Source organism: Novosphingobium sp. BL-S-24, assembly GCF_055521575.1.
Map to the genome: position 1 here is coordinate 2509654 of NZ_CM145488.1, position 25172 is coordinate 2534825.

Sequence of the window (25172 nt, forward strand, 5' to 3'; positions counted from 1 at the left end):
CCGTCATGGACACCGATCGGATCGAAGATATCGAGATACACCTTCTGCTGGAGGCTCTGTATCGGCGTTATCACTACGATTTCCGCAACTATGCGCAGGCTTCCATCAAGCGGCGCTTGCGGCAGGCGCGCGATCGGCTGAACCTGCCGACATTTTCGGCACTGCAGGATAAGCTGCTGCACGATCCGGCTGCTGCGGATCAGGTCGTGCGGCTGATGACGGTGCAGGTCAGCGATTTCTTCCGCGATCCCACCTATTTCAAGGCCATCCGCGAAAAAGTGGTGCCGCACCTGAAGACGTATCCCTCGCTGAAGGTCTGGATCGCAGGATGCAGCGCCGGTGAGGAACTCCACTCCCTTGCGATCCTTTTCCGGGAAGAGGGTCTTGAGAGCCGCACGTTGTTCTATGCCACCGATATCAACCAGGATGCGCTGGAGGCCGCTGATCGCGGGATCTATCCGCTCGACAGGATCAGCACCTTCACGCAAAACTACCGTCTGGCGGGCGGCAAGCGGGCTTTCACCGACTACTACAGCACCGGATACGGCGGCGCGGTGTTCGACAAGTCATTACGAGAGCGGGTCGTGTTTTCGGACCATAGCTTGGTTACCGATGCAGTATTTTCCGAAATGCAGCTCATTTCGTGCCGTAACGTCATGATCTACTTCGATCGCGAATTGCAGGACAGGGCGATCGGACTGTTCCGCAACTCCCTGTCGCGCAATGGTTTCCTGGGATTGGGATCCAAGGAGACGCTTCGGTTCTCTGAACATGCCAACGCGTTCAGCGAATTCGTGAAAGAAGAAAAAATCTATCAAAGGCGTTCTGGATGACTGCCGGATCAGGCGTGGCCGATATACAGGCTGTCGTCATCGGGGCGTCCGCCGGAGCCATCCATGCGCTGCTGCAGATACTTCCTGCGCTGCCGGCTGATTTCAAGCTACCGCTGCTGATCGTCGTCCACGTCCCAGCCGGCCGGCGGAGCGAGCTTGCAGCGTTGTTCGCCGCCAAATGCCGTCTGCCTGTGGGCGAGGGAGAGGACAAGGCGCCGATCCTGCCGGGCACCGTCACTTTCGCCCCGCCCGATTATCATATGCTGGTCGAAAGCGGTCGAACAGTGGCGCTCTCGTCTGACGAAGCAGTCTTTTTTTCCCGTCCGTCCATCGATGTGTTGTTTGAAAGCGCTGCCGACGTCTATGGGTCGAACCTGATGGGTATAGTGTTGACCGGTGCGAACGAAGACGGGGCAAGAGGCCTGAACGCCGTGGCGCAAGCTGGGGGCGCCACTCTCGTGCAGGATCCGGCTACGGCCTACGCCCGCGCGATGCCGCAGGCGGCGCTGAAGGCATGCCCTGCCGCTCGTTCGCTGACGATCGATCAGATTATCGCCGCGCTCCTTGAAGTGGGCCGGGATTGATGCCCAGCATGCCTCCTGTGCACTTCCTGCTCGTAGACGATCTGGACGCGAACCTTGTGGCGCTTGAAGCGCTGCTTCGGCGCGATGGTCTGGTGTTGCTGAAGGCCAAGTCGGGCGAAGAGGCACTGGAGCTCTTGCTGCAAAACGAGGTGGCACTGGCCCTGCTGGACGTGCAGATGCCGGGGATGGATGGGTTCGAATTGGCGGAACTGATGCGCGGGAACGACCGCACGCGCAACGTCCCGATCATTTTCGTCACGGCCGGCAGTTCTGACAATCAACGCCGGTTTCGGGGGTACGAAACGGGCGCGGTCGATTTCATCCAGAAGCCGATCGAGCCGCATGTCTTGCGCAGCAAGGCGAACGTATTTTTCGATCTCTTCCGGCAACGCCAGCAGATCGCGGCGCAGCGTGACGCTCTGGCCGTCGCGACCGCTTCCTTGCGTGAAGCGGACCGGGCCAAGGATCAGTTTCTGGCCGTGCTTGCGCACGAATTGCGCAATCCGGTCGCCGCGTTGATGAGCGGGGTGGATCTTCTGAACCGGCAGCGTTCGCCCGAACAGGCCGAGCAGATCCGCGGGCAGATGGAGCGGATGCTGGTGCACCTAGCCCGCATGGTGGAAGACTTGCTCGATGTCTCGCGGATCAGCGAAGGCAAGGTATCTCTCAAGGCGGAGCGGATCGAACTGGCGGTCATTCTCCAGTCGGCGGTAGAGGGTAGCCAGCACCACATCGACAGCTGCGGGCATGCCCTGACCATCGACGCGCCCGACACGACGATCTGGCTCAACGCCGATCATACACGCATGGCGCAAGTGATCGCCAATCTGCTGAACAACGCGGCCAAATATACGCCGACCGGGGGCGCAATCACTCTGTGCGCCAAGCGTGACGGTGCGCAGGTAGCAATCCAGGTTACTGACACAGGGGTTGGTATCCCCGACGAAATGCAGAAACATATCTTCGAAATCTTCACGCAAGTGGAAACCCATCTGGGCCGGGCGCAAGGGGGGCTGGGCATTGGCCTTGCGCTTGTCCGCCGGTTGGTGGAATTGCACGGGGGCAGCATTTCCGTGGCAAGCGCCGGTACCGGCAAGGGGAGCACGTTCACCGTCCGCCTTCCGGTGATCGAGGACTGAGCCGACCGTCATTGCGTTTCAGGTCGAGGAACATCTTGCGCGATACTCGACTTAGAAACCCATGGAACCCGCATCGACGCATTCATCATCCCGTTGGCCCAGCACCTTGTGGGTCATCCGGCATGGCCAGAGCGCCGGCAATGTCGCACGCGATGCTGCTCACGAAGGCGGTTTGCACCGCATCGAACTTGACCATCGCGACGTCGACGTGCCGCTCTCCGACCTTGGCATGGATCAGGCCCGCGCGCTGGGCCGATGGTTCGCGCAAGGAGCGGAGGGCGAGCGGCCCGAGGTGATCCTTGCCAGCCCTTATGTGCGGGCGGTGCAGACGGCGGAACTTTTTCGCAGCGAAGGCGGATGTTCCCCGGACTTGGGCATCTGCGTGGACGAGCGCTTGCGCGAGAAGGAGTTTGGCATCCTAGACGGGCTCACGACGCTCGGCATTCGTGAAACGGAGCCGGATCAGGCACGCTTTCGGCAGATCATGGGAAAATTCTATCATCGCCCCCCGGGCGGCGAGAGCTGGGTGGATGTCATTTTTCGCCTGCGTGCGTTACTCGACACGATATCGCTGCATTACGCAGGAAAACGAGTGATGATCGTGGCGCATCAGGTAGTCGTGCTGTGCATGCGCTATGTGGTGGAGCAGTTGAGCGAGGCCGAGATACTCGCCATCGATGCGCAGGGTGATGTGGCCAATTGCGGGGTCACGCAGTATCGTTTCGACCTGACCGCCGGGAGCGACGGGCACCTGGTGCTCGATCGCTATAACGCGGTCGCTCCCATGGAGCATGAAGGCACGCCCTCCACCCGAGAGCCGGATCAGATGGTCGCGGCCCGTGGCTGAATCAGCCGCCCTGCCACCGGAAGCGCCGCTAGACCGCGCCTGGATCGATGCGCATCCGTTGCCCCAACCGGAAGGCGAGGTGGACAAGAATTCTCGCGGAAGGGTTCTGGTAATCGGTGGCTGCTGCGAAGTACCGGGCGGCGTGCGGCTGACTGGCGAAGCCGCTCTGCGTACCGGCGCAGGTAAAGTGCGCATTGCCACGGTTGCCCCCGCCGCACTTTTGATCGGTGTGCAGATGCCTGAGATCGCCGTTCTGGCGCTTGAGCCGGACAGCAAGGGCGATATCGACGCGGATCGCTGGGACCCGGCCAAATATTTAACCGGGTGCGACGCCATCGCCGTAGGTCCGGCCATGTCATGTCGGGATCAGGCATCGGCGCTGGTCGCAAAGATCCTTGAAGAGGTCGATTGCGCACGTGGTCTGGTCATCGATGCGGCGGCATTGATGAACTTGTGCCCGCATGCGGATCGCTTGCGTGATCGCGGGTTCGCCGCTGTGCTCACTCCTCATGTGGGAGAAATGGCCGCGCTGCTCGGATGCGACTCCGATGCAATCGAGGCGGACCGGGCCGGTGCGGTTCGCCAGGCCGCGCAGCGGTATGGCGCGGTCGTCGTACTCAAGGGCGGTACCAGCCTGATCGCCGAGCCGGGCGGTGCGCTGTACGCGTACGAAGGCGGCAACATCGGGCTTGCTACCGGTGGGTCGGGCGATGTTTTGGCGGGCATCACTGCTGCACTGCTGGCTCGCGGATGCGCGGCGCTCGACGCGGCGCTGTGGGCAGTCTGGCTGCATGGCGAGGCGGGGAGACGCTGCGCCGAGGCGATTGGTCCGCTTGGATATCTGGCCAGTGAACTGTTGGGTTGCATTCCTCAGGCGATGCGTATGCCCACTGGCGAATGAAGGCATGTACGTTGCCGGACGATGCCGCTAGAGCGAGAACGGGGGCGCATGGTCGGGATCTATGACGGGATTTTCGCTTCTTGCCGCTTGAATTGACGAAACGCCGGGCTTCTTCGCTGATTGCGATTGTGGCGGTGACATCCATGGTCCCGATGGCCTGGGCCGATCCTGCGCCGTTCGAACTGACCGGACCGGATCTGCGGATCGAGGTGACTCGTGGCGATCGAACGCTGCCGATCGCCAATGTGCCCAGCCTCGCCGCAGGAGACCGGATCAGCGTCGACGGCGCATTTGGCGACGATCAGTCTGTCAATTTCTTGCTGGTGTCGGCGTTTCTTCGCGGCGCCACCAATCCTCCGCCCAAAGACTGGTTCGCTACAGCAAAAACCTGGAAGTCCAAGGAAAAGGACAAGGCGCTTGATCTGACGGTGCCTAAAGGCGCGCGCCAGCTGGTGCTGCTGATCGTGCCGGAAACGGGCGGCGCGGAAGGCGTGCTGGTGGACGCGGTGCGCGGCAAGCCCGGTGAATTCGTCCGTGCTAGCCAGGACCTGAACCAGGCGTCGCTCGATCATTCCCGCCTAGCGACCTTCATGTCGGCCATCCGCGCACAGGGCGACAGCGGCCCTGAGTATCTGCGCACGGTCGCACCGGTTCTGGCGCGCAGCCTGTCCATCAAACTGCAGGAAGATTGCCTGAACAGGGTGATCGAGCAGCAGGCGTCGTGCCTGGTGCAGAACCGAGAGCAACTGGTGCTCGGTGATGTGCATTCCAGTTCGATCGCCGATACCCTGACCGGGACGCCGACCGACCTTGCCCTGCAACTCAGCGCCACGCGCGAGGGTGGGGCTGGGTACTACAGCGCGTACATAGGCGTGGCGCGAGACATCGCTCGGATTTTCGGCGCATTCAACAACCCGCAATTCAACTATCTGCCGACTCTAAGCGTGCGTGAAGCGGAGCGCATGTCGCTACTGCTGAACGCCGCGCCTTCGTTTCAGAAGCCCAAGTCGGTGATGGTAAGCGCGCTGCCGACCATCGAGGCGGACATTCCGCCTCAGCTTCGCAGCACGGTCGATGGCCCGATCTGCGCGGCAGGGGCAGCCACGGTACTGCCCGTGGAAGGCGCGCCGCTCGTGTTCTCGACACATTTCGCACACCAGATGCAGGCGCGGCTGACCTCGGCATCTGGGCAGATACAGGAAGTTCCTGTCACCCCCCGTGCCGACAAGGGCGGTTACGTGCTGTCTGCCGAAGGGTTAGCGGCGGCTTTTTCCGGCACGGTGCGCGCGCATCTGCACGGCCGGTGGGGCTTTGGCACGTTCGACGGCCCGGACTTCGTACTGCAACGGCCGGATACGGCTGCGTGGAAAGTGGACGGAAGCAGCGATGGCCTGATCGTCGGGCGCGACAATGAGATCGCGTTGCAGGGCACCGCGCCGTCGTGCGTGGAAACGGTACTTTTGCGCAAGGCGAATGGCTCGGCGCGCCCGCTCAAATGGGCGGTGGAAAGTGACAACCAGTTGTCTGTCACGGTGCCGCTGGAGGGTGCGCCCGCTGGCGATACACGGATCGAAGTGCGCTATCGCGGGGTCAAGGCGCCCGTCGTAGTGACCCTGCGGGCTCGTGCCGAGGCCAGTCGGCTGGATAGCATCGACGCCCATTCCGGTGATGCCAGCGCTACGCTGACCGGGCTGCGGTTGGATCAGGTCCGGTCCGTGATGATCGGAGATGCGGAGTTTCGCCCGGATGGCCTGACACGCGAGGGTTCGGTGGACCGGCTGAAGCTGGTCGCGCAGGGCAATGCACTGGTGCCGGCGACCGGTACTGTCACTAGGGCGACGGCGAAGCTGGATGATGGCCGAAGCGTGCCCTTCGACGTGCGCATCGGGCCTCCCCGCCCGCAAGTTGCGATCCTGAATCGCACGGTAAACACTCCATCCAGCGGGGGAGAACGCAAGCTTGACCTCAGCGCCGCCAGCGATCTGTTACCCGACGCAGGCGAAATCGTCTTTTCGATCAAGGCAGGGGCGGCCACGAAGTTCGATGCATCCGACGTCATTGAAATCGCCTCGGATGGCGGGTCGAAGGTTACGCGCCTGTCGGTAGGGTCCGGGGTTACGCTCGCCAGCAATGACATCCTGGTGGCGCGGTTGAGTGGATCGGCATTGCCGCCGGGGACGTTCGGTCCCTTGCGCTATCGGCTGGTTAGCGGCGCCGGCGCCAGCGACTGGCAGCCGCTCGTCACGCTTGCTCGTATGCCCGCCATCGAGAAGGTGACATGCGAGGGACAGGAATGCTCGCTTGCCGCGCGTAATCTCTTCCTGATCGAAGCGATCGGCGCCGATCCTGCCTTTGCAAAATCATCGCCCGTTCCTCCCGGCTTCACCGGATCGAGGGTATCGGTACCCAAGCCGCAGGATGGCGTGCTGCACATCCGCCTGCGCGATGCCCCTACCGCCAAGGTCAGCCTGTCGCTCAACTGATCGTCACGGTACCGACCATTGCCGCAGCAGGTTGTGATAGACCTGCGTCAGCGTATCGACGGACGTATGGTCCGGGTGGTCGGTCGCCAGCGACTGGATCGCACCGTCCATCTCGAACAGCAGCCGCCGCTTTTCGGCGGAAGCCACGAAGCTCTGCGTCCAGAAGAATGAGGCGTAGCGGACCCCGCGCGTGACCGGCATCACGCGATGCAGACTGCTCGCCGGATAGACGATCAGGTGCCCGGCCGGCAGCTTGACGGCGTGGGTGCCGAACATATCCTCGATCACCAGTTCGCCGCCGTCGTATTCTTCCGGATCGCTGAGGAACAGGGTGGCGGACACGTCGGAGCGCAGATGTTCCCCCGTGCCCGGGATCGGGAAGATCGCGTTGTCGACATGATTGCCGTAGTGACCCTGCCCATCATACCGGGAAAAGCGCGGTTGCAGGACGCGCGAGGGCAGGGCGGCGGCGATGAACAGCGGCGTTGCAGACAGCCTTGCCAGCACGGTGTCCGCAAGGCGCTTCGCCAGCGGGTGATCGATGCCAAGCTGGTCATTCTCCTTGACGCGGCCGGCCCGGTGCCCGGCAGTCGCTTTGCCATCGCTCCAGTCAGCGCTTTCCAGCGCGGCCCGGAGGTCGCGAACTTCGTCGGGCGTGAACACGGCGGGAATGTCGATGACCATGGGGTTCTTTCGTCGAAAAGGTCGGCGTTACGAGATTAGGGCTGTGAGAGCATGGCATCGAGGGCAGGGCTGATCCACTCCCGCACCCCTTCGCCATCCCGCAGCAGGGCGCGCACCCGCAAGTCTTCGCGCCGGGCGAGCGCCCGCATCGCATCGGGGGTGTGGACACTGAGCGCAGTAGCCCAGGCATCTGCCATCATCGCCGAAGCATGGATCACGCTGACGCTCATGGCGTGGGATACCGGCTGGCCCGTGCGCGGGTCGATGGTGTGCAGTCCGCGAACATAGTCGCCGGAAGTCGCCACCGCCAAGCTATGTAGGGCGAGGCGCAGAGCACGTATGCTCCCGCTCGGCACTTCCAGGTCCACCCACCACGGATCACCGTCCGGCTTCAGGCCCACACCCTTTAGTTCGCCGCCGATCTCTATCAGTGCGTGGTGGCACCCATGTCCTTCCAGCAGGGAGGTAACCGCATCGACAGCGAAGCCCTTGGCTATCCCGGAAAGATCGAGCCGCAATCCGCCCGGCTGCCGAAGTGAGGACCGGCTACGATCGAAGTCCAGTCGCGAGAAACCGGACACCTCTACGGCTTTGGTAATTTCGGCAGGGGTGGGCGGTCGAGATATGTGGACCGGCCCATGCCCCCATGCGTCGACCAAAGCTCCGATCGCAGGGTCGAACGCGCCTGCTGACCGCTCTGCAATGTCCATTGCAGCTTGCATGACGGTGGCGAAGTCGGCTGGCAGGTCGTGCCACTCACCAGCCGGAGCACGGTTGAACCGACCAAGGAGCGAATCGTCGCGCCAGTGGCTCATCTGTGCCAGAATAGCCTCAAGCCGGGCCTCGACGGCCGCCACGATCGTCGCCTGGTCAAAAGCCTCCGGCGCAGCGATCTTGATCGTCAATGTCGTGCCCATCGTCTCGCCGCCCATCTCGACGACCGATGCGTCCCTGCGCCACGTCTGGAAGCAGAACGGATCGATCTCGAAAGGAACGGCGAAACGCAAGGACCGAGCCGTCAGGGCGCGACGACTTCGAGGGTGCTGACGAACGACATGCGGCGGCTCTGGGCGCGCTTGTCGCTGGGCTTGTCGTCCTGGGCGCTGGCGCTTAGCCAGTACATTCCGGCGACCGGCCACTTCACGCGCAGAACGCCGTCAGGACCGGTGGTCAATTCCTGCGCATGCTCGGCTTCGCGATATTTCTTGCCGCCTGGGACGACCGTAACTTTCACGCCTGCTGCCGGCTTGCCGTCGATGAGGAAGCGGAACTGAGCTTCCTCATCGGACACCAGGGCGTCAGGGTGCGAGATCGGATCAAATTCCAGGCCCTTGCCGGTGGTCTTCAGCACGCCTTTCGTGGGCGCGCCCGCGGTTACGTAGATGAAGTTGCTGTTAAGCGATTCGGTCAGCTTGATGTCGGTGGCGTTGGCGGGGATCTCGGCCACGGTGGCAACCATACGCGGCGGAGCGGCTCCACCGCCGGCCGGCGGTGCCATGCCCGGTGCACCCGCCGGGCGAGCGCGGCCGCCCACGCGCCAGTCCTGCCCATCGACCTTGAAGGTGCCGCCGATGGACGAACGCTCCATGCCGATCCTCCAGGTGCCGGGCTTGTTCACGGCCACGTCGAACGTGCCACGGTAACGCCCCTTTGCCGCATTCTCGATTGCGGCCGTCGTCCCGTCCGGTGCCCATACAGATACCTGCGACGGATCCATGGCGACGTGATCGGCGTAGAACAGGTCGTTCGAAACGGCGGCATCAACCGTCACGTATTCGCTCGTCCCGGCCAGCGTCGTGGTCGACGGCAGCAGCCACATGCGATGAGCAAGCGCGGGCGTGGAGATGGCCGCGCAGACCACGGCGGCGGTCAGGAAGCTACGATAGCGCATGAATATTCCCCTGTCTGAAATGCGTGTGAAATGGCCGACGGCGTCAGCGAATCGTAATGGCGCCAAGCTCTGACTTGCCCGTTGCCGAGGCACCCTTCGCGGGAACCGAGAAGGGAACCGATACCAGCTCGCGCCCGCCAGTTTCACGCGCGGCTTCAACCTTCAGGACATATTGCCCGGCAGGCAGATTGGCGGGGATCGGCACGGTATAGGTGCCCGGCGCGCGGGTCGCGCCACTGGTGCCATCGGCGGGCAGGGTCAGCGCACTACCGCCCTTGCGCCACCAACTGCGCAGATCGGCCAGCCACTTGGTGCCGGGTTCGCGGCCGCGCTTCTTGACATCGTACCAGACGAAGACCGTGCGGGCATTGCCGCCAGCGACAGGCTCCACCCAGCCGGCGACGTATGGTCGGTGATACTCGGCGACTTTGACTTGCGGGATCGTGACAGTGACCGATGCGGCAAGGCCGGGCGTCGCGCCAAGGACCGTGGCGGTGCCCGCCGCCAGCAGCGGGAGCGCGGGAAATAGCTTTGGTGAAGTCATCACGGGCTTTCTGATCAGTGGATGAAAAGGATGGCCAGCAGCACCGGCGCGATGAGGCTGAGGCCGACGAGCGGCCAGGTCATCGGGCGATGCCGGGCATGCAGTTGCAAGAGCAGAACCCCGGTCAGCGTAAAGATGACGCAGGCCCCGGCAAACAGGTCGATAAACCAGAACCACGCGTCGCCGGTGTTGCGGCCCTTATGCAGGTCATTGAGATAGGAGACCCAGCCGCGATCGGTGGCCTCGGCGGTGATCCGCCCACTGGCCCTGTCGATATTGACCCACGCGTCACGCCCGGGGCCGGGCATGGCGACATAGACTTCCTCGTCGCTCGACCAGTCGGCAGCGCGGCCAGCGGGATCAAGCCTGGTCGCTTTGGCGACCGCGTTCGCCACGTCGCCGGGCAACGGATCGGTGGCATCGCCCGGTGCGTGAAGGCGCGCTAGAAGGGGGGCAGGCAACTGGCCTTCGGCCTTGGTCACCACCGGGTCCGCGCCGATCGAGGCGGCATGGTTCAGCGTGATGCCGGTGATCGCGAACAGAAACATGGCCGCCAGCGACATGGCGGCGCTCACCCAATGCCAGGTGTGGAGCTGTTTAAGCCAGAAGGCTCGGGCTTTCTTGTTCTTCTTGCGAACCGGGCTGGTCGGCGAAAGGCGAGGCGATGGAACTGCCGTGCTGGCACCGGACGTCAGACTGTCCGGGCGCGGTTTCAGGGCTTCGGCAGCTTCCAACGTGTCGATCCTTTACTTCGCGAACTTGGATGGTTGGCGTTCACCACGAACGCACGCCGGGCGATGCCAAACCACTGGACGGCGCGATCCTTACTGTATATGCAAATCACTCGCAATAGTAGTTGGCGGGAGATTACAATTGGCGACACTGGCCCTCTTAGAAACTGACGATGTCGCTGATACACCGGCCTTTGCCCTGCCGAACCATGGGCCTGATCCCCTCGTTTTCACGTCGAAGCGCGATGTGCAAAGCGGTGCGCCTGCCTTGCCTGTCGGTTACGAGAGAGGCTCGTACCAGGCGTCTGCGAGAGCTCGGCCCGTTGCACTTATTGCTTCCGCAGGCGCGATCCTCGCGATTGTGGGGGCGATGGCGACGCTGAACGTCGTGGCCGCACATAAGCAGCGGACGCGGCTGACCACGGTCGAGATTCGCGAACTGGATGTCACCCCGCCACCGCCGCCACCGGAACCGACCAAATCGGAAACGCCCGAAGCAGCGCGGACCCAGACGGTCGTCCCCCGTCCGATGATCGAACTGCCGGCTCCCGGCCCGTCGCAGGTCATGGTCGATACGCCGCCCCCGCCGATGCCCGTCCAGGTGACCAGTCAGGGCACGGCGGTCAGCGCGCCGCCAGCGATCGCGCCAAAGCCCGCGACGACGGTCGAAGGCGGGGATCTGTCCAGCAAAGTGCTGTATGCCAGGCCGCCAAGCTATCCCGTCGATGCGCGACGAGCGCGCGAACAGGGTACCGTCAAGCTGCTGCTTCTCGTCGGTGCCGATGGCACGGTGAAGGACATTCAGGTGTCTGGCAGCAGTGGGAGTGATCGTTTGGACCGCGCCGCGTTACACGCCGTCAAGCGCTGGCGCTGGTCGCCTACGATGAGCGGCGGCGTTGCAACGGCGGTGCGCGGCACCGTGACGATCCCGTTCGTGCTTACGCCAGCCGCTGGCTGAAGCGGGAGGTCAGTCGTTGGCGGCGAGGGCGGACTGCAGCACCGTCATCGCGTGTTCCAATTGCGCCGAGCTATAGGGCTTGTCCAGAAGCACCGTCGGCCGATGACCCGTCGCCGCATCATAGCCACCACTGGCGATCGCGTGCGGAATGTCACGCGCCGATACTTCGGCAATTATCGGATCGGCCTTCTCACCCGCAAGGTTGAGATCGATCACCGCGACGTCGAACGTCTCGTTACGCGCGCCGTCCAGCGCGGCAGACAGCGTGGCGTAAGGTCCGACCACTTCGCAGCCCAGATCGTCAAGCATTTCTTCCAGCAGCATCGACACGAGAAACTCGTCCTCCGCCACGAAGACCCGCATACCCTGGAACTGAGAAACTTCTTGAGACATCGTCGAGCCTTCTAGGATGCACGAGGCATCGAATGGCGGGAGTATTGGCAGCGGTTTAGCCCGCGGGCAAGGCGTTTCGCCCTTCCAGTATGTCCCGAATTCGGCTGGCCAGAGCATCGATTGCAAACGGCTTGGTGATCAGTGCCATCCCTGTCTCCAGAAAGCCGGAAGCGGCGGCCGCGTTTTCGGCATAGCCAGTCATGAACAATACCTTGAGATCGGGGCGTATGGCGCGGCCGCCGTCTGCAACCTGACGGCCGTTCAGACCGGGCAATCCGATATCGGTGATCAGGAGGTCGATCCTTCTGTCGGACTGCAGGACAGCCAGCCCCGAGGGGCCGTCAGCGGCTTCCAGAGCACTGTAACCAAGTTCGTCGAGAGTCGTCATGATCAGCTGGCGAACGACCGGTTCGTCCTCGACGACCAACACCACTTCGCCGTCCTGCGCAAGGGGCGGTGCATCCTCTCTCTCCGATGCCGGTGCCTCACTGTCCACCCCGACATGACGGGGGAGGTACAGGGTAACAGTCGTGCCGACGCCGACTTCACTTTCGATCTGCGTATAACCCTCAGACTGCCGCACGAAGCCGTAGATCATCGACAGACCAAGGCCGGTGCCCTGGCCGATCGGCTTGGTGGTGAAGAACGGTTCGAACGCCCGCGCGAGAGTTTCGGGTTTCATGCCCTCACCGGTATCGGTAATGGCGATGCAAACGTAGTCGCCAGCCTTCATGCCATGCGGCATCGGCAGATTGTCCATACCGGGATGAGCATTGCGGGTCGTGACGGTCAGCCGGCCTCCATCGGGCATCGCGTCACGCGCGTTGATCGCCAGATTGAGAATCGCGCTTTCCAGCTGGTTGGCATCGCAGCGGGTGAGCCACAGGTCTTCCGCCAGCGACAGTTCCACTTCTATATGCTCACCGAGCGTACGGCGCAGCATGTCTTCGATGGAGGACAGCAACGGGTTTACGCGAACCGGGCGGGGATCGAGCGGTTGCCGGCGGGAAAACGCCAAGAGGCGATGGGTGAGTGCCGCAGCCCTTTCCGCGGACGACCGGGCACCCTGCACCCACTTGTCGAGGTCCTGCGTACGACCCTGTGCCAGGCGTTTGTGCAAGACATCCAGACTGCCGGTGATCCCTTGCAGCAGATTGTTGAAATCGTGGGCGATCCCGCCCGTCAGCTGGCCGACCGCCTCCATCTTCTGGCTCTGGCGCAAGGCTTCCTCGACCCCGCGCTGGTCGGTGATGTCGCGGCCAACTGCATGGATGCGTCCGTCATCGGGAACAGCGGTCCAGGCAAGGAGGCGATAGCTGCCGTCCTTGTTGCGATAGCGGTTCTCGAACGCGACGGTGCGGGTGCCGGTCGACAGGCGCGCGACTTCTGCCGCGGTCGGCTTGCGATCGTCCGGGTGGACGAACGTGCCGATGCGTCGGCCGATCATTTCGCCCTCGTGCCAACCCAGCAGGCGTTCGGCAGAGGGGTTTACGGCTGTGATCGCACCGTTGAAATCGCAGACCAGCATTAGATCACGGCTGATATTCCACAGCCTGTCGCGGTCCTGCGCGTAAGCGGCCTCGGCGCGTTTCTGCGCTTCGATTTCGGTATTCGTTCCTACCCATCCGGAGATGGCGCCGGATGCATCATGCATCGGCAGGGCCCGCGAAAGGTGCCAGCGATAGCGACCCTGCACATCAAGCAAACGCATCTCGCAATCGAAAACATCGCCGGTGGCGAGTGAGGTATCCCAGCGCCGTTCCGCCACCTCACGATCAGCGGGATGAATATATCGAAGCCAGCCATCCAGTTGGAGGGTTTCTCGCGACTGACCGACATAGGTGCAGACGCGATCGTTAGCCCAGTCGAACCGCCCGTCCGCGCGAGTGGTCCATACCTGTGTCGGCATCGCCTGCGCTAGAACACTGAAGCGGCCCTCGCTCTTTTCCAACGCACGTTGGGTCCGCCGTCGATCGGTGATGTCCTGAACCACGCCGACCATGCGGACCGCACGCCCGCTATCGTCAAATTCGAAATCGGCCTTGCGGGCGATGATGCGTTTCTCGCCGGTGTCGGCGCGACGGATGGTATATTCCACGTCGAGCGCCGTCGCCGCACCGTAACGGCGGACCAAGTTGGAAATCTTGTCGCGGTCTTCCGGTACCACGATCTGCTCGAATATGTCGGGAGATACGGCGCCGCGCTGTTCGACGCCGAACAGGCGGCAGAATTCGTCAGTTCCGCGGATGGTGTTACTGGCGATATCGATGGAGAACAGCCCGACTCCGCCGGCAACCTGGGCACGTCGCAGTTGATCTTCGCTCAAGCGTAGCGCGGTTTGCGCCATATGCTCGCTGGTGCGATCGCGCATGACGTGGACGAAGCCGATCACCGTCCCGTGCTCGTCGTGAAGAGGGGTGATCTCGGTCGATGCCCATAGGCGGTCGCCTGCTTTGTTGAGCTGCCATCGCGCCTCCTGCGCACGTCCGTTTTGCAGCGCCTCCAAGCGGGCTGCTTTCGGACGCCCCGCCGCCCGGTCCTCGTCATCGAACACGATGTCGATCGACTGGCCCAGCATCTCCGCTTCGGTCCAGCCGAGCATGGCGCCGGCGCCGGCATTCCAGAGCGTTACCCTCCCATCCAGATCACTGGCGACGATGCCATAGTCGGTCGCGCCGTCGAGGATTTGACGGTTGTACGCATCGCGGTCTCGCAAGGTGCCTTCTGCGCCGACGCGTTGGACGTGCGCCCAGGAGCGTTCCGCTACTTCGCGGATGGTGCTGATGTCGTCGTCAGTCCAATCACGGGGTTTGTTATCGTGAACCGCCATCATTGCAGTAAGGACGCCATCCTTGACCAGCGGAATGCAGATCGTTGCGGCGATGCCTCCGGACTGAAACACGGCAGCGTCCTTTGCAGGAAGCTGCGCCGCATTGTCCCGAATCACGAGCGCCCTCCCTGCGTGGAGCTGTCGTTCGGTGTACTCTCCAAAGTCGGACAGGTGGTAATGCCCCAGGATCGCCGCCATGCCGCCTTCCGCCCAGCCCCCTCTCATAGTGAAACGATCGCTATCGTCCATGTCGGCATAGGCGCATTTCGGGACGTGAAGATGCTTCGCGGTCAAGCGTGTCGTGATGTCGAGAACCTGATCGGCGTCCTGACAGTCAGCCACGGCATGGGCGAGGGTGTCGAGGAAACGTAGCCGCTTTTCGCTTTGCCGGAGCGCTTCGCGATCGAGGTGGGTTTTCGTCGTTTCCGCGATGATCGCAAGGACTCCGGCGGGTGACCCATCGTCGCCCAGGACCGGCGAGTAATCGAGGTCCATCCAGGCTTTCTCCGGGGAACCGTTGCGATACAGGGTCAATTCCTGATCGCGACTGGTCAATGCCTCGCCCGCAAGCACCGTCTGCATGATCGCGTCGCTGTAGTCAGCGTTTTCGGACCACCCCTCGCGCACGTTTAGCCCGAGCAAGTGACCGGATCGCGGGCCTGCCAGTCGGGCATAGGCGTCATTGTAAAGCATGACTCCCGCCGACCCCCACAAGAGGAGCATCGGAGCCGGAGACAGCAGCACGAGCGATACGGTGTTGCGCAGCGAGACAGGCCAGCGGTCGACAGGACCAAGCGTGGTCGATGCCCAGTCATGCGCGGCGATCCGGCGGGCCATCTCCCCGCTCAGACCCATGAACCTGCTATCGCTGTCGCCGTTGCGGCTCATTCCCCTCGTCTTTCTCACGGCCCGCCGGTTGCTTCGTCGCAAGCCGCTGCGTGCACTCGACAACACATCACTCATGTGCCGGTTGCCCGTCAACAAGAACTGACAACTACCGCTCTGTCGACGACGATGACCGCAATGGCCGGACCCCGCGCGTATCGTGAAACCTTTATGAGACCCCGTGCTTTGCAGCCTCAATAGGCGAAAGCGATGGAAGGATTGAGAGATGTCGGGCGGCGGCGAATACGAACCGAAAGACTCGCGCAAGGTAACCGGTACGGCCGGAGATCCAAACAAATCATGGCGTGAACAGGAAGACGCTCGTTCTGGACGCGGAGAGTACGAGCCCAAAGACCAGCGCAACGTGACCGGGCAACCGGCGGAGGAAGAAGATCGCTGGCGTAAGGACGAAGCGGAGCCGCCCAAGGCAGGCGGGGAGCCATCAGAAAATGCGCGGGAGAAGACGACGCCAGCAGTTGACGATCACTAGGCTAGCTCGCCTTCGACATGGGAAATGGCAGCAGCCCGCTATCCCGGTGTGCGGCGATTAACCCTGGCTGGTTGCGACCTTTGCGTTTGGCATCATAAAGGCCGCGATCTGCCTGAAGGTGCAGGTTTTCCAGGTTAGCCGTTCCGCCATGGAATGCAGCACACCCGATGCTGAGCGTCCCGCTGTCGCCAGACCCGGCGTGCGCGGCGAAACCGGCGCACAGTTGCCGAGCCAGTCGCAATGCTGCCTGTTCATCTATGCGCGGGACCAGCAGGGCGAATTCGTCGCCGCCAAGCCGCGCGATCACGCTGCCGGCCGGGCCTTGTTCGGTCAGGTGCGCGGCGAGCGACACCAGAAGGCGATCGCCTTCCTGATGGCCGAAACAATCGTTGATGACCTTGAAGTGATCGACATCGACAAGCAGCAGCATCCCGCGCTCATGGGGGGCATGATCGTCAAGCATGGCATTTGCCTGCGCCTCGAACCCGCGACGATTGAGCAGATTGGTCAGGGGATCGCGTTCGGCGAGCCGTTTGACGGCATCTTCGCGTCGCCTTCGCAACGCACCGGCCACCGACATCGCCAGCGCGACTTCGATGAGAATTCCTTCAAGCAGCGAAAGGATCACCATGCTGCCCGAAAACCGCGTCAGGTCGATCACCGCGCCAGGCATGAAGGCGCTGACCGACTTGGCGACATAGAATCCTCCGTGCGCCAACAGCGTGTAAATAAGCAACGCGGTGTCGGTTTCGCCGGGTTCGCGCAAGGCAATCAGTATCTGCGCGGCTTTCAGGCAAAGGATCGCAACGATGGCGGCGTTGATTAGTGACACGAGTTGATCGGCATGCGGCGATCCGCCCTGCAGGAAAAACGCCGCGGCAGTCATCGCCGGACTGACAAGCAGGATCAGCGGCCATGATCGCGCCAGTGCATGGCCGCAAAGGCGTGCTGCCCCGTAAAGAAAGAACAGATGCGCCAGCGGCACCATCGAGTTCGATAACCAGATGCCCACCAGGACGAAACCGGATTGGCGCAGCGGCGCCAGCGAACAGCCTACGGTGATGCACAGGAACCCGGTCGCGAAGTGCAACAAGAACCGCTCTTTCAGCGATTGCCATTCCGCCAATAGAAATGCAGCGGCCACTAGTGCGATCCCCATCGACACCAGCAGCAGCGTCTGAGCATCCGCAGCCATCTTAATCCAACTCATCCGATCCGGGGTTTGGGTTAGGGCAATGTCCTAAACAAAACGTCTACCCGATCCGCATCCCCCGCCGCCCGGTCGTCGCCGCGATGGTGCGATCAATCCACTCTCGGGAGCGTCGGACAGTGGATCGGAGGACCGGATGAGCACGTTTCAGGGACATCGTTCGACAGTAGGGCCAGCAGGCCCGCTGCCGGGAACACCCGAAAAAGGTAAGGAGAGCACCCATGAATCGACGCGACCCCAACACCGGAAACCGTCAGGCAGGCGGCTATCGTGGCGACGACAGCAATTGGGATACGCCTCGCCAGGCGAATCAATGGCAAGGCGATCTTGGCCGGCAGTCGGGAAGCGACTGGGACAGCGACGATGCCGACCGTGGCAATTATCGGTCGCAGGATCGTGACCTTGGGTCGCGCTATTCAGGCGATTCACAAGGTAGCCCAAGCCGTTCCTATCGCGACAGCGACCAGTGGGGTTCAGGTGAACGCTCCCAGCGTAGCAGTTATGGAGCCAGCGATCGTTCCTACGGGAATCCGGGTAGCACTAGCGATCGCAGTTACCGCTTCTCGGGTTCCGGCAGGGAGGCATCGCACGATTTCGATGCGAGCGGCGGCAACAGCTATGGCAGTTTCACCAGCGAGGATTTCGGCGGGCGCGATTTCTCCGCCGGGCAGAGCGGCGGCGTGACCGGCGGCCTGCATCCCAGCAACTCCTACCGGCCGAGCTATGGTCCGGGAAGCTGGTCCCGCCATCGCGATGCGGGCAGCAGCGATCGTGATTCCTGGCGGCAGTATGGTGAAAGCCGAGGCTTCTTTGAGAAGGCCGGGGACGAGATTGCAAGCTGGTTCGGCGATGAGGATGCTGCCCGCCGTCGCGATCGTGACCATCGTGGCCGTGGGCCGTCGGACTACACCCGTTCCGATGAACGCATCCGCGAAGATGTAAACGACACGCTCACGCACGACTGGCGACTGGATGCGAGCAACGTCCGGGTTGTCGTCAAGGATGGAGAAGTGACCCTGGAAGGCACCGTCGACAGTCGACAGGACAAGCGTCGCGCCGAGGATCTTGCCGATGATGTGAGCGGGGTACGCCATGTGCAGAACAACCTTCGACTGAACAGCACCTCGTCGCAGTCTCGCTCGACATACGGCAGCGCGACCAGTGGGACAGGGACATCGTCATCCACACCGACGCCGTCCACTTCGGCCACATCCACAAGTTCGACGTCCGGCTCGAACACCTGATCCGGTTGGGTCAGAACTGAAAAAAAGGGGGGCGTTACAAGCCCCCCTTTTTTGTTGTGACACCAGCTATTGCCTTGGGGCTGGCCGATCGGCAGGGCATCGACTACCTATCGTTTTCGGTAACGAACAATTGGACATCGTCTTGCGCGGCTGGATTCTCTTTCAACAGGAACTGGACCCGGCGATCCCGGAAGTGCCCGAAGTTTTCCGCTTCCAGGAAGCGGCGGCGGCGATGGGCATCGATCTGCACGTCTTCCAGCCGCACCGCTTTGAGCTGGTGGTGGGGATCGAAGGCGATTGGGCCATGAAGTATCAGGGCGCTCCCGTGGACCGTCCGGACTTTGTCATCTGCCGCACTGGGGCGGAGACCGACTATTTCACTCTGGCGCTTCTGCGGCACATCGAAAGGCGCGGCGTCAGGCTGATCAACGGCCCGGCGACGATCGAGACGGTATCGGACAAGCTGCATACCCTTCAGACCCTGAACCGCGCGGGTCTGCCGATCCCGCGCACCATCCTCGGCACGTTCCCGGTCGATGTCGATCTGGTGGAGCGGGAACTTGGCTTCCCCGTCATCGTCAAGACGCTGAAAGGCACGCGAGGGGCGGGGGTTTTGAAGTGCGAGGATCGCAGCCAGTTTGAGGATCTGGCCGGCCTGCTGGAGAGTGCGGACGCCAAGGCTGATTTCATTCTTCAGCACTATGTGCGCGCGAGCCATGGTCGTGATGTACGCGTTCTGGTCGTCGGTGGGCGGGTGGTCGCCGCAATGGAGCGACGATCGCTGACCGGGGGGTTCAAATCCAACGTGTCGCTGGGCGGGGTAGGCGTCGCCTACAATCCGCCACAGGAAATGGCCGAGTTGGCGGTACAGGCGGCCGACGTCCTGGAGCTGGACATAACCGGGATCGACATTCTGTTCGACGAGGACGGCTATCGCATCTGCGAGGCCAATTCCGCGCCGGGATTTCAGGGACTGGAACGCGCGACCGGCATGGACGTGCCGACCGCGATTCTCGAATGGGTGGTCGCGACGCAGGAGGCGGTCCGGATCAGCACCCCGGTTCCGGCAGAAAGCACCGCGCTTGCCGATATGATTTTCGGTGGCCGCTCCGGGCTGCGCGCGATCACGGACCGCAATACCGAATTTCGGCGTTTCGCCAGCGCGGTGGGCCTGCGCATGGTTGCGGCTGGCCTCGGGGCAATGGTTCAGGCGACATTCCCCCGAATGCTGGTGGACCGGCGAAGCCCGGTAGGCGTCGGCCTCAACAGTCTATTTCAGGGCAGGGTTGCCTCTGATCTCACCGGTCTGGACGATCGGGCGCAGGAACGTACGCTGATGGTGGTGCTGGCCGTCGCCATCTGGGCGGCAGCACTGCCATGGCTGGCCGGTGCAGAGCCGATCCTGTCGGGCGCCATATCGATGCTGGCACTGAGCTTCCCTGTCCTGTTCCTGCTGACTGCCCCCGCGGGTCGTTTCGGGAAAGTCCGTCGCGGCAAGGCGGGCGCCGCATGATCGATCTCGCATCGATTCCCTGGGCGGACCTCGCGCCGTTCATCATCATCGGTTTTGTCGCCCAGTTCGTGGACAGCGCGTTTGGCATGGCGTTCGGCGTCATCGCCAACTCGATGCTGGTCGTGCTGGGCCTCCCGCCCGCGATGGCGTCCTCGGTGACGCACACGGTCGAAGGGTTCACCACGGGGATATCCGGCATTTCCCATGCCCTGCAGCGCAACGTCGATTGGCCGCTGTTCTCTCGCCTTGTCATACCCGGGATCGCAGGCGGGCTGATCGGGGTCTGGGCGCTGACCCATCTCGACCTCGATTTCATCCGCCCGGTGGCGCTGGTCTATCTTACGGCGATCGGCATCTATCTGATCTGGAGCAGCGCGCGCCGGGCGCAAGCCTATCGCCGCATGCGATTGGTTGGTCCGCTTGGTCTGATCGCAGGTATTCTCGACTCCTTCGGCGGGGCCTGGGGGCCGGTCACGACGGGCAGCCTGATCGCGCAGGGCATGACCCCGCGTATGGCGGTGGGCACCGTGAATGCGGCGGAGTTCTTCGTGACGGTGACGGTGCTGTCCGCCTTCATCGGATCGCTGGGCGTGCAGTCCTTCGCCTTCGCTGCGTCCGGCCTGCTGGTGGGCGGCGTCGTCGCTGCGCCGATCGGTGCGCTGGTGACCCGGCGAGCGAATCCGCAGAACCTGACCCGCTGGATCGGCGGCATTCTCGTCGTCGTCGCGCTGGGGGGGCTGGTATCGCTCACCCTGTCGCCATCGCCGATGTTTTCGCGCCTCTAGGCTACCTTCGGCGTCTTGCGCTCCAGCCTTCCGCCGCTCAGGACTTTGGCCGCGCGGGGGGCGACGGCCAGCAGCCCCTGCGCGATCGCGAATACGGCGGCCATGATCAGGAATGGCTGCGCCAGAAGATAGACGGGATAGAGCGGCGATCCCAGCTTGCCGGTCAGCCTGCCGATCATCGGCCCGAACAGCCACAACAGGATCAGGTGCGCGCAGAAATAGAAGAACATGTAAGGTTCGATGCGATAGAGTACGCCCGCCACACGGGTCTTCGTCAGCGCCCAGGCAAGCCGCCACACCGCAAAGACGGCGGCGATGCGGGCTGCAAGATCCAGCGCCGCGATATGAATGGCGTCGAATGGCCGGGCATCGCCGATCGACGTGTAAAGGTGCATCGGCATCAGCACGAGGAAGGGCAGGGCGGCGACCAGCAGGGGCCGGGCGACGACTTTGTCAGCCATGTCCGTCCGCCGTGCGATGATCCCCAGCGTGAAGAACATCAGGATCGAGGCCCGCAGGATCACGGGCGGTCCCCAGCCCATCACATGACAGGTCGCGGCGACGAGCGCGAGGATGCCAAGAAGCGGGGTCGGCAGTCTAACCAGCAGTGGGGCAAGCACCATGCACAGGAATAAGTCGCGCAGGAACGGCATCTGCACGTCGATGTCCGGCGGCCGGGTGAGGATGAACACTTCCTCCACCAACCAGCGGAACGACTGCGGCATCGGCGCGGCCAGGCCCAGCTTCCACGCCGCGCCTGATACGAGGATAATCGCGACGATGTTCCACAAAACCATCGGCAGCAGGATCGTGCGAGCCTTTCGCGCGATGTGACTGCGCCAGTCCCGCGTGCGGCTGGACCCTGCCACCAGCCAGCCCGAAATGAGGCCCAGCAGTGGTACGGCGCTTCGGCCGAATACCTCCATCAGCACCCAGCGCAGTATTTCCTGAGCCGAACCACGAAGCAGTTCCAGCGTGTGGCCGTCTTGCCCAGTCCAGGCATGGACATAGACGACCCCGGCAATGCAGATGACGCGGGCGATGCGGATGGCATTGGATCGGCGGCGCGCGTGTACGCTCGTCATATCAGTCAAGCAGCGCGGATCCCATCGTTGTCCTCATCCGATTATACGCCTGAGGAACCCCTCGACGGTGGTCCGGTTGCCACGGCGGGCTGATCATCGCAACCCGTGGAAGACGATGTGTCGTTTGGTTGGGACCGATAGGGGCCCATGTCGTCAACAAAAAAGGGGTCGGCGCTTTCACGCCGACCCCGTTTATCGAACCGAAAATCGGCGTGGGATTAGAAGGACAGACCCTTCACCGTCTTCACGCCGGGCAGGGCGCGGGCCTGTTCCAGCACGTCAGCGGCAACCGGGCTGTCGACCGAAAGCAGCAGCACGGCTTCGCCACCGGCTTCGCGGCGGCCCAGGTTGAAGGTGCCGATGTTGATACCCTGTTCGCCCATCAGCGTACCGATACGACCGATGAAGCCGGGCGCGTCCTCGTTGACGATGTAGAGCATCGACCCGTCGAGTTCGGCCTCAACCTTGATGCCGAACATTTCGACCAGACGCGGCTCGACGTTGTTGAACAGCGTACCGGCAACCGAACGCTCGCCCGCCTCGGTCTTCACCGAAACGCGGATCAGGGTGTGATAGTCACCCTCGCGCTCGGTCTTTACTTCGCGCACTTCCAGACCGCGATCCTTGGCGAGGAACGGGGCGTTGACCATGTTCACCGTGGCCGACTGCACGCGCAGGAACCCGGCGAGCACGGCGGCGGTGATCGGCTTCTGATTCAATTCGGCGGCAGCGCCTTCGACGTGGATCGAGATGCGGGGCACCGAATCGACGGTCAGCTGGCCGACCATCGAACCCAGCACTTCGGCCAGCTTCATGTAGGGCTTGAGCTTGGGGGCTTCCTCGGCGCTCAGCGACGGCATATTGAGCGCATTGGTGACGCCGCCGTTGACCAGGAAGTCAGCCATCTGCTCGGCAACCTGAAGCGCGACATTGACCTGCGCCTCGGTGGTCGACGCGCCAAGGTGCGGGGTGCAGATGAAGCCCGGTGTGCCGAACAGCGGCGAATCCTTGGCCGGTTCGGTCTGGAACACGTCGAGCGCAGCACCGGCGATGTGGCCGGAATCAAGACCGGCCTTGAGAGCCGCTTCATCAACCAGTCCGCCACGCGCACAGTTGACGATGCGCACGCCCTTCTTGGTTTTGGCGAGGTTTTCGGCCGAGAGGATGTTGCGGGTCTGGTCGGTCAGCGGCGTGTGCAGGGTGATGAAGTCTGCGCGGGCGAGCAGGCCTTCCAGATCGACCTTCTCGACGCCCATTTCCACGGCGCGCTCAGGCGTCAGGAACGGATCGAAGGCGACGACCTTCATCTTGAGGCCAAGCGCGCGGCTGGCGACGATCGAACCGATGTTGCCCGCACCGATCAGGCCCAGGGTCTTGCCGGTGACTTCCACGCCCATGAAGCCGTTCTTCGGCCACAGGCCCGCCTGGGTCTGGGCGTTGGCTTCGGGAAGCTGGCGCGCGAGGGCGAAGATCAGGGCGATGGCGTGTTCGGCAGTGGTGATCGAGTTGCCGAACGGCGTGTTCATCACGACTACACCCTTGGCGGACGCCGCAGGAATATCGACGTTGTCCACACCGATACCGGCGCGCCCGACAACCTTGAGGTTCGGCGCGGCGTCGAGGATCGCTTTGGTCACCTTGGTGGACGAACGGATGGCAAGGCCATCGTAGTCGCCGATACGGGCGATCAGCTGCTCGGGCGTTTCGCCGGTAATGACATCGACATCGCAGCCGCGCTCTTCGAAGATACGGGCGGCGTTGGGGTCCATCTTGTCGGAAATAAGAACTTTGGGCTTGGTCATGGTGTCGTTCCTTCACGCTGGCCTGTCGGCCATGGCGGACTGAAATCCATCGTCACTCCGCGACGGTCATTGGTGTCGCGGAGGAGGACGATGGTTCTGCTCTGGAATTGATTCAGGCGGTGGCCTGTTCGGCCTTCACGGTGGCGTAGGCCCAGTCGAGCCAGGGACCGAGATCCTCGATATCCTGGGTCTCGACCGTGGCGCCGCACCAGATGCGAAGCCCGGCGGGGGCATCGCGATAACCGGCGACGTCGTAGGCAGCGTCCTGCTTTTCGAGAAGAGCGGCGAATTTCTTGATGAAGTCCGCATCCGCGCCTTCGACGGTGAGGCAGACCGAGGTCTTGGAACGGGTAGCCTCGTCGATCGCGAGGTGGCCAAGCCAGTCACGCTCCGCAACGATCTTGCCAAGCGCGGCAGCGTTGGCGTCGGATCGTGCCTTCAGGCCTTCCAGACCGCCGAGCGACTTCGCCCATTCCAGCGCGAAGATCGCATCTTCGACGGCCAGCATGGAGGGGGTGTTGATCGTCTCGCCCTTGAACACGCCTTCGGCCAGCTTGCCCTTGGAAACGAGGCGAAACACCTTCGGCAGTGGCCACGCAGGAGTGTAGGTTTCGAGCCGCTCGACCGCGCGGGGCCCAAGGATCAGGACGCCATGGCCGCCTTCGCCGCCCAGAACCTTCTGCCAGGAGAAGGTGGCGACGTCGATCTTCGACCAGTCGATGTCATAGGCGAACACGGCGGAAGTGGCATCGGCGAAGGACAGGCCTTCGCGGTCGGCCGGGATCCAGTCCGCATTGGGGACGCGAACGCCCGAAGTGGTGCCGTTCCAGGTGAAGAGCACGTCCGTGCTCCAATCGACCTGGGTCAGGTCCGGCAGTTGGCCGTAGTCCGCGCGGACGATCGTAGGATCGATCTTGAGCTGCTTGGCAGCGTCCGTCACCCAGCCTTCGCCGAAGCTTTCCCACGCCAGCGTGGTCACGCCGCGAGCGCCGAGCATGGTCCACATCGCCATTTCGAAGGCGCCGGTATCAGAACCGGGAACGATGCCGATCCGGTGGGTGTCGGGCAGCTGCAGTACTTCGCGCATCAGATCGATGGCGTAAGCGAGGCGCGTCTTGCCGATCTTGGCGCGGTGCGAGCGGCCCAGCGATTCGGTGGCGAGTTTGTCGGGGGAATATCCGGGCGGCTTGGCGCAGGGACCGGAAGAGAAGTGCGGACGCGCAGGTTTACGCGCGGGTACGGCAACAAAATCAGTCATTTCTGACTCTCCTTACAGAGAGCTCGCGCGGCGTTGGGACCGCGTGGCCCGGCGCCGCTCCTAAAGGCGTGCCCCAGGATGT

Annotated in this window: 22 protein-coding genes; 11 read left to right on the top strand and 11 right to left on the bottom strand. The window is 63.1% G+C overall.

From position 1 onward, the window contains the following. Positions 1 to 5 precede the first annotated feature (5 nt). The 6 genes from ACZ1JM_RS17425 (at position 6) to ACZ1JM_RS17450 (ending at position 6787) form a co-directional block, all read left to right on the top strand. Positions 6 to 833, top strand: coding sequence for a CheR family methyltransferase (locus ACZ1JM_RS17425; protein ID WP_465133604.1), 828 nt, complete (start codon positions 6 to 8; stop codon positions 831 to 833). Continuing rightward, complete coding sequence (locus ACZ1JM_RS17430; protein WP_465133605.1) at positions 830 to 1417, top strand: chemotaxis protein CheB; 588 nt, start codon at positions 830 to 832, stop codon at positions 1415 to 1417. The genes ACZ1JM_RS17425 and ACZ1JM_RS17430 overlap by 4 nt, the downstream gene beginning before the upstream one ends. Before the next feature lie 8 nt (positions 1418 to 1425). Then, entirely contained in the window at positions 1426 to 2556 is a 1131-nt protein-coding gene (locus ACZ1JM_RS17435; protein WP_465133606.1) for a hybrid sensor histidine kinase/response regulator, read from the top strand. A 61-nt stretch (positions 2557 to 2617) separates the two neighbouring features. Beyond that, on the top strand, positions 2618 to 3403 hold the full coding sequence (locus ACZ1JM_RS17440) for a histidine phosphatase family protein (protein WP_465133607.1): 786 nt from the start codon (positions 2618 to 2620) through the stop codon (positions 3401 to 3403). Then, on the top strand, positions 3396 to 4304 hold the full coding sequence (locus ACZ1JM_RS17445; protein WP_465133608.1) for an NAD(P)H-hydrate dehydratase: 909 nt from the start codon (positions 3396 to 3398) through the stop codon (positions 4302 to 4304). Before ACZ1JM_RS17440 ends, ACZ1JM_RS17445 begins: the two co-directional genes overlap by 8 nt. 143 nt (positions 4305 to 4447) lie before the next feature. Continuing rightward, a complete protein-coding gene (locus ACZ1JM_RS17450) occupies positions 4448 to 6787 on the top strand; it encodes a hypothetical protein (RefSeq protein ID WP_465135119.1) in 2340 nt (779 codons plus the stop codon). Positions 6788 to 6790: 3 nt separating this feature from the next. Here the strand turns inward: ACZ1JM_RS17450 and ACZ1JM_RS17455 are convergent, their stop codons facing one another. The 5 genes from ACZ1JM_RS17455 to ACZ1JM_RS17475 are packed head-to-tail and all read right to left on the bottom strand — an operon-like array spanning position 6791 to position 10640. Continuing rightward, a complete protein-coding gene (locus ACZ1JM_RS17455; RefSeq protein WP_465133609.1) occupies positions 6791 to 7471 on the bottom strand; it encodes a Fe2+-dependent dioxygenase in 681 nt (226 codons plus the stop codon). Between the two features lie 35 nt (positions 7472 to 7506). Beyond that, the gene (locus tag ACZ1JM_RS17460; protein WP_465133610.1) at positions 7507 to 8478 is read right to left on the bottom strand and encodes an FAD:protein FMN transferase; all 972 of its coding nucleotides are present in this window, start codon (positions 8476 to 8478) and stop codon (positions 7507 to 7509) included. An 11-nt stretch (positions 8479 to 8489) separates the two neighbouring features. Continuing rightward, positions 8490 to 9362, bottom strand: coding sequence for a DUF4198 domain-containing protein (locus ACZ1JM_RS17465; RefSeq protein ID WP_465133611.1), 873 nt, complete (start codon positions 9360 to 9362; stop codon positions 8490 to 8492). 43 nt (positions 9363 to 9405) lie between these two features. Beyond that, entirely contained in the window at positions 9406 to 9906 is a 501-nt protein-coding gene (locus ACZ1JM_RS17470; protein ID WP_465133612.1) for a DUF2271 domain-containing protein, read from the bottom strand. A 14-nt stretch (positions 9907 to 9920) separates the two neighbouring features. Further along, positions 9921 to 10640 carry a PepSY-associated TM helix domain-containing protein gene (locus ACZ1JM_RS17475; RefSeq protein WP_465133613.1) on the bottom strand — a complete coding sequence of 240 codons (720 nt, stop codon included), beginning with the start codon at positions 10638 to 10640 and terminating at the stop codon, positions 9921 to 9923. Between the two features lie 139 nt (positions 10641 to 10779). Between ACZ1JM_RS17475 and ACZ1JM_RS17480 the strand changes: the two genes are divergently transcribed. Beyond that, complete coding sequence (locus tag ACZ1JM_RS17480; RefSeq protein WP_465133614.1) at positions 10780 to 11595, top strand: energy transducer TonB; 816 nt, start codon at positions 10780 to 10782, stop codon at positions 11593 to 11595. Between the two features lie 9 nt (positions 11596 to 11604). On the opposite strand, the gene ACZ1JM_RS17485 is transcribed toward ACZ1JM_RS17480, so the two are convergent. Next, positions 11605 to 11988: a response regulator gene (locus tag ACZ1JM_RS17485; protein WP_465133615.1), complete on the bottom strand. Its 384-nt coding sequence runs from the start codon at positions 11986 to 11988 to the stop codon at positions 11605 to 11607. A 55-nt stretch (positions 11989 to 12043) separates the two neighbouring features. After that, positions 12044 to 15706: a PAS domain S-box protein gene (locus tag ACZ1JM_RS17490; protein ID WP_465133616.1), complete on the bottom strand. Its 3663-nt coding sequence runs from the start codon at positions 15704 to 15706 to the stop codon at positions 12044 to 12046. 223 nt (positions 15707 to 15929) lie between these two features. Between ACZ1JM_RS17490 and ACZ1JM_RS17495 the strand changes: the two genes are divergently transcribed. Further along, the gene (locus ACZ1JM_RS17495; protein WP_465133617.1) at positions 15930 to 16193 is read left to right on the top strand and encodes a hypothetical protein; all 264 of its coding nucleotides are present in this window, start codon (positions 15930 to 15932) and stop codon (positions 16191 to 16193) included. 1 nt (position 16194) lies between these two features. Here the strand turns inward: ACZ1JM_RS17495 and ACZ1JM_RS17500 are convergent, their stop codons facing one another. Further along, positions 16195 to 17388 carry a GGDEF domain-containing protein gene (locus ACZ1JM_RS17500; protein ID WP_465133618.1) on the bottom strand — a complete coding sequence of 398 codons (1194 nt, stop codon included), beginning with the start codon at positions 17386 to 17388 and terminating at the stop codon, positions 16195 to 16197. Positions 17389 to 17624: 236 nt separating this feature from the next. Between ACZ1JM_RS17500 and ACZ1JM_RS17505 the strand changes: the two genes are divergently transcribed. The 3 genes from ACZ1JM_RS17505 to ACZ1JM_RS17515 all read left to right on the top strand — a co-directional run bounded on the left by ACZ1JM_RS17505 (position 17625) and on the right by ACZ1JM_RS17515 (position 20945). Then, positions 17625 to 18647 (top strand): BON domain-containing protein, encoded by a 1023-nt coding sequence (locus ACZ1JM_RS17505; protein WP_465133619.1) that lies wholly within the window; start codon positions 17625 to 17627, stop codon positions 18645 to 18647. Between the two features lie 130 nt (positions 18648 to 18777). Then, positions 18778 to 20160 (top strand): ATP-grasp domain-containing protein, encoded by a 1383-nt coding sequence (locus tag ACZ1JM_RS17510; RefSeq protein WP_465133620.1) that lies wholly within the window; start codon positions 18778 to 18780, stop codon positions 20158 to 20160. Further along, positions 20157 to 20945: a sulfite exporter TauE/SafE family protein gene (locus ACZ1JM_RS17515; RefSeq protein WP_465133621.1), complete on the top strand. Its 789-nt coding sequence runs from the start codon at positions 20157 to 20159 to the stop codon at positions 20943 to 20945. The genes ACZ1JM_RS17510 and ACZ1JM_RS17515 overlap by 4 nt, the downstream gene beginning before the upstream one ends. On the opposite strand, the gene ACZ1JM_RS17520 is transcribed toward ACZ1JM_RS17515, so the two are convergent. From ACZ1JM_RS17520 to ACZ1JM_RS17530, 3 genes are all read right to left on the bottom strand, one after another. Then, positions 20942 to 22030 carry an acyltransferase family protein gene (locus ACZ1JM_RS17520; protein WP_465133622.1) on the bottom strand — a complete coding sequence of 363 codons (1089 nt, stop codon included), beginning with the start codon at positions 22028 to 22030 and terminating at the stop codon, positions 20942 to 20944. The genes ACZ1JM_RS17515 and ACZ1JM_RS17520 overlap by 4 nt on opposite strands. A gap of 218 nt (positions 22031 to 22248) precedes the next feature. Then, the gene (serA, locus tag ACZ1JM_RS17525) at positions 22249 to 23832 is read right to left on the bottom strand and encodes a phosphoglycerate dehydrogenase (protein ID WP_465133623.1); all 1584 of its coding nucleotides are present in this window, start codon (positions 23830 to 23832) and stop codon (positions 22249 to 22251) included. Positions 23833 to 23944: 112 nt separating this feature from the next. After that, positions 23945 to 25090: a phosphoserine transaminase gene (locus ACZ1JM_RS17530; RefSeq protein WP_465133624.1), complete on the bottom strand. Its 1146-nt coding sequence runs from the start codon at positions 25088 to 25090 to the stop codon at positions 23945 to 23947. Positions 25091 to 25172: the final 82 nt, after the last annotated feature.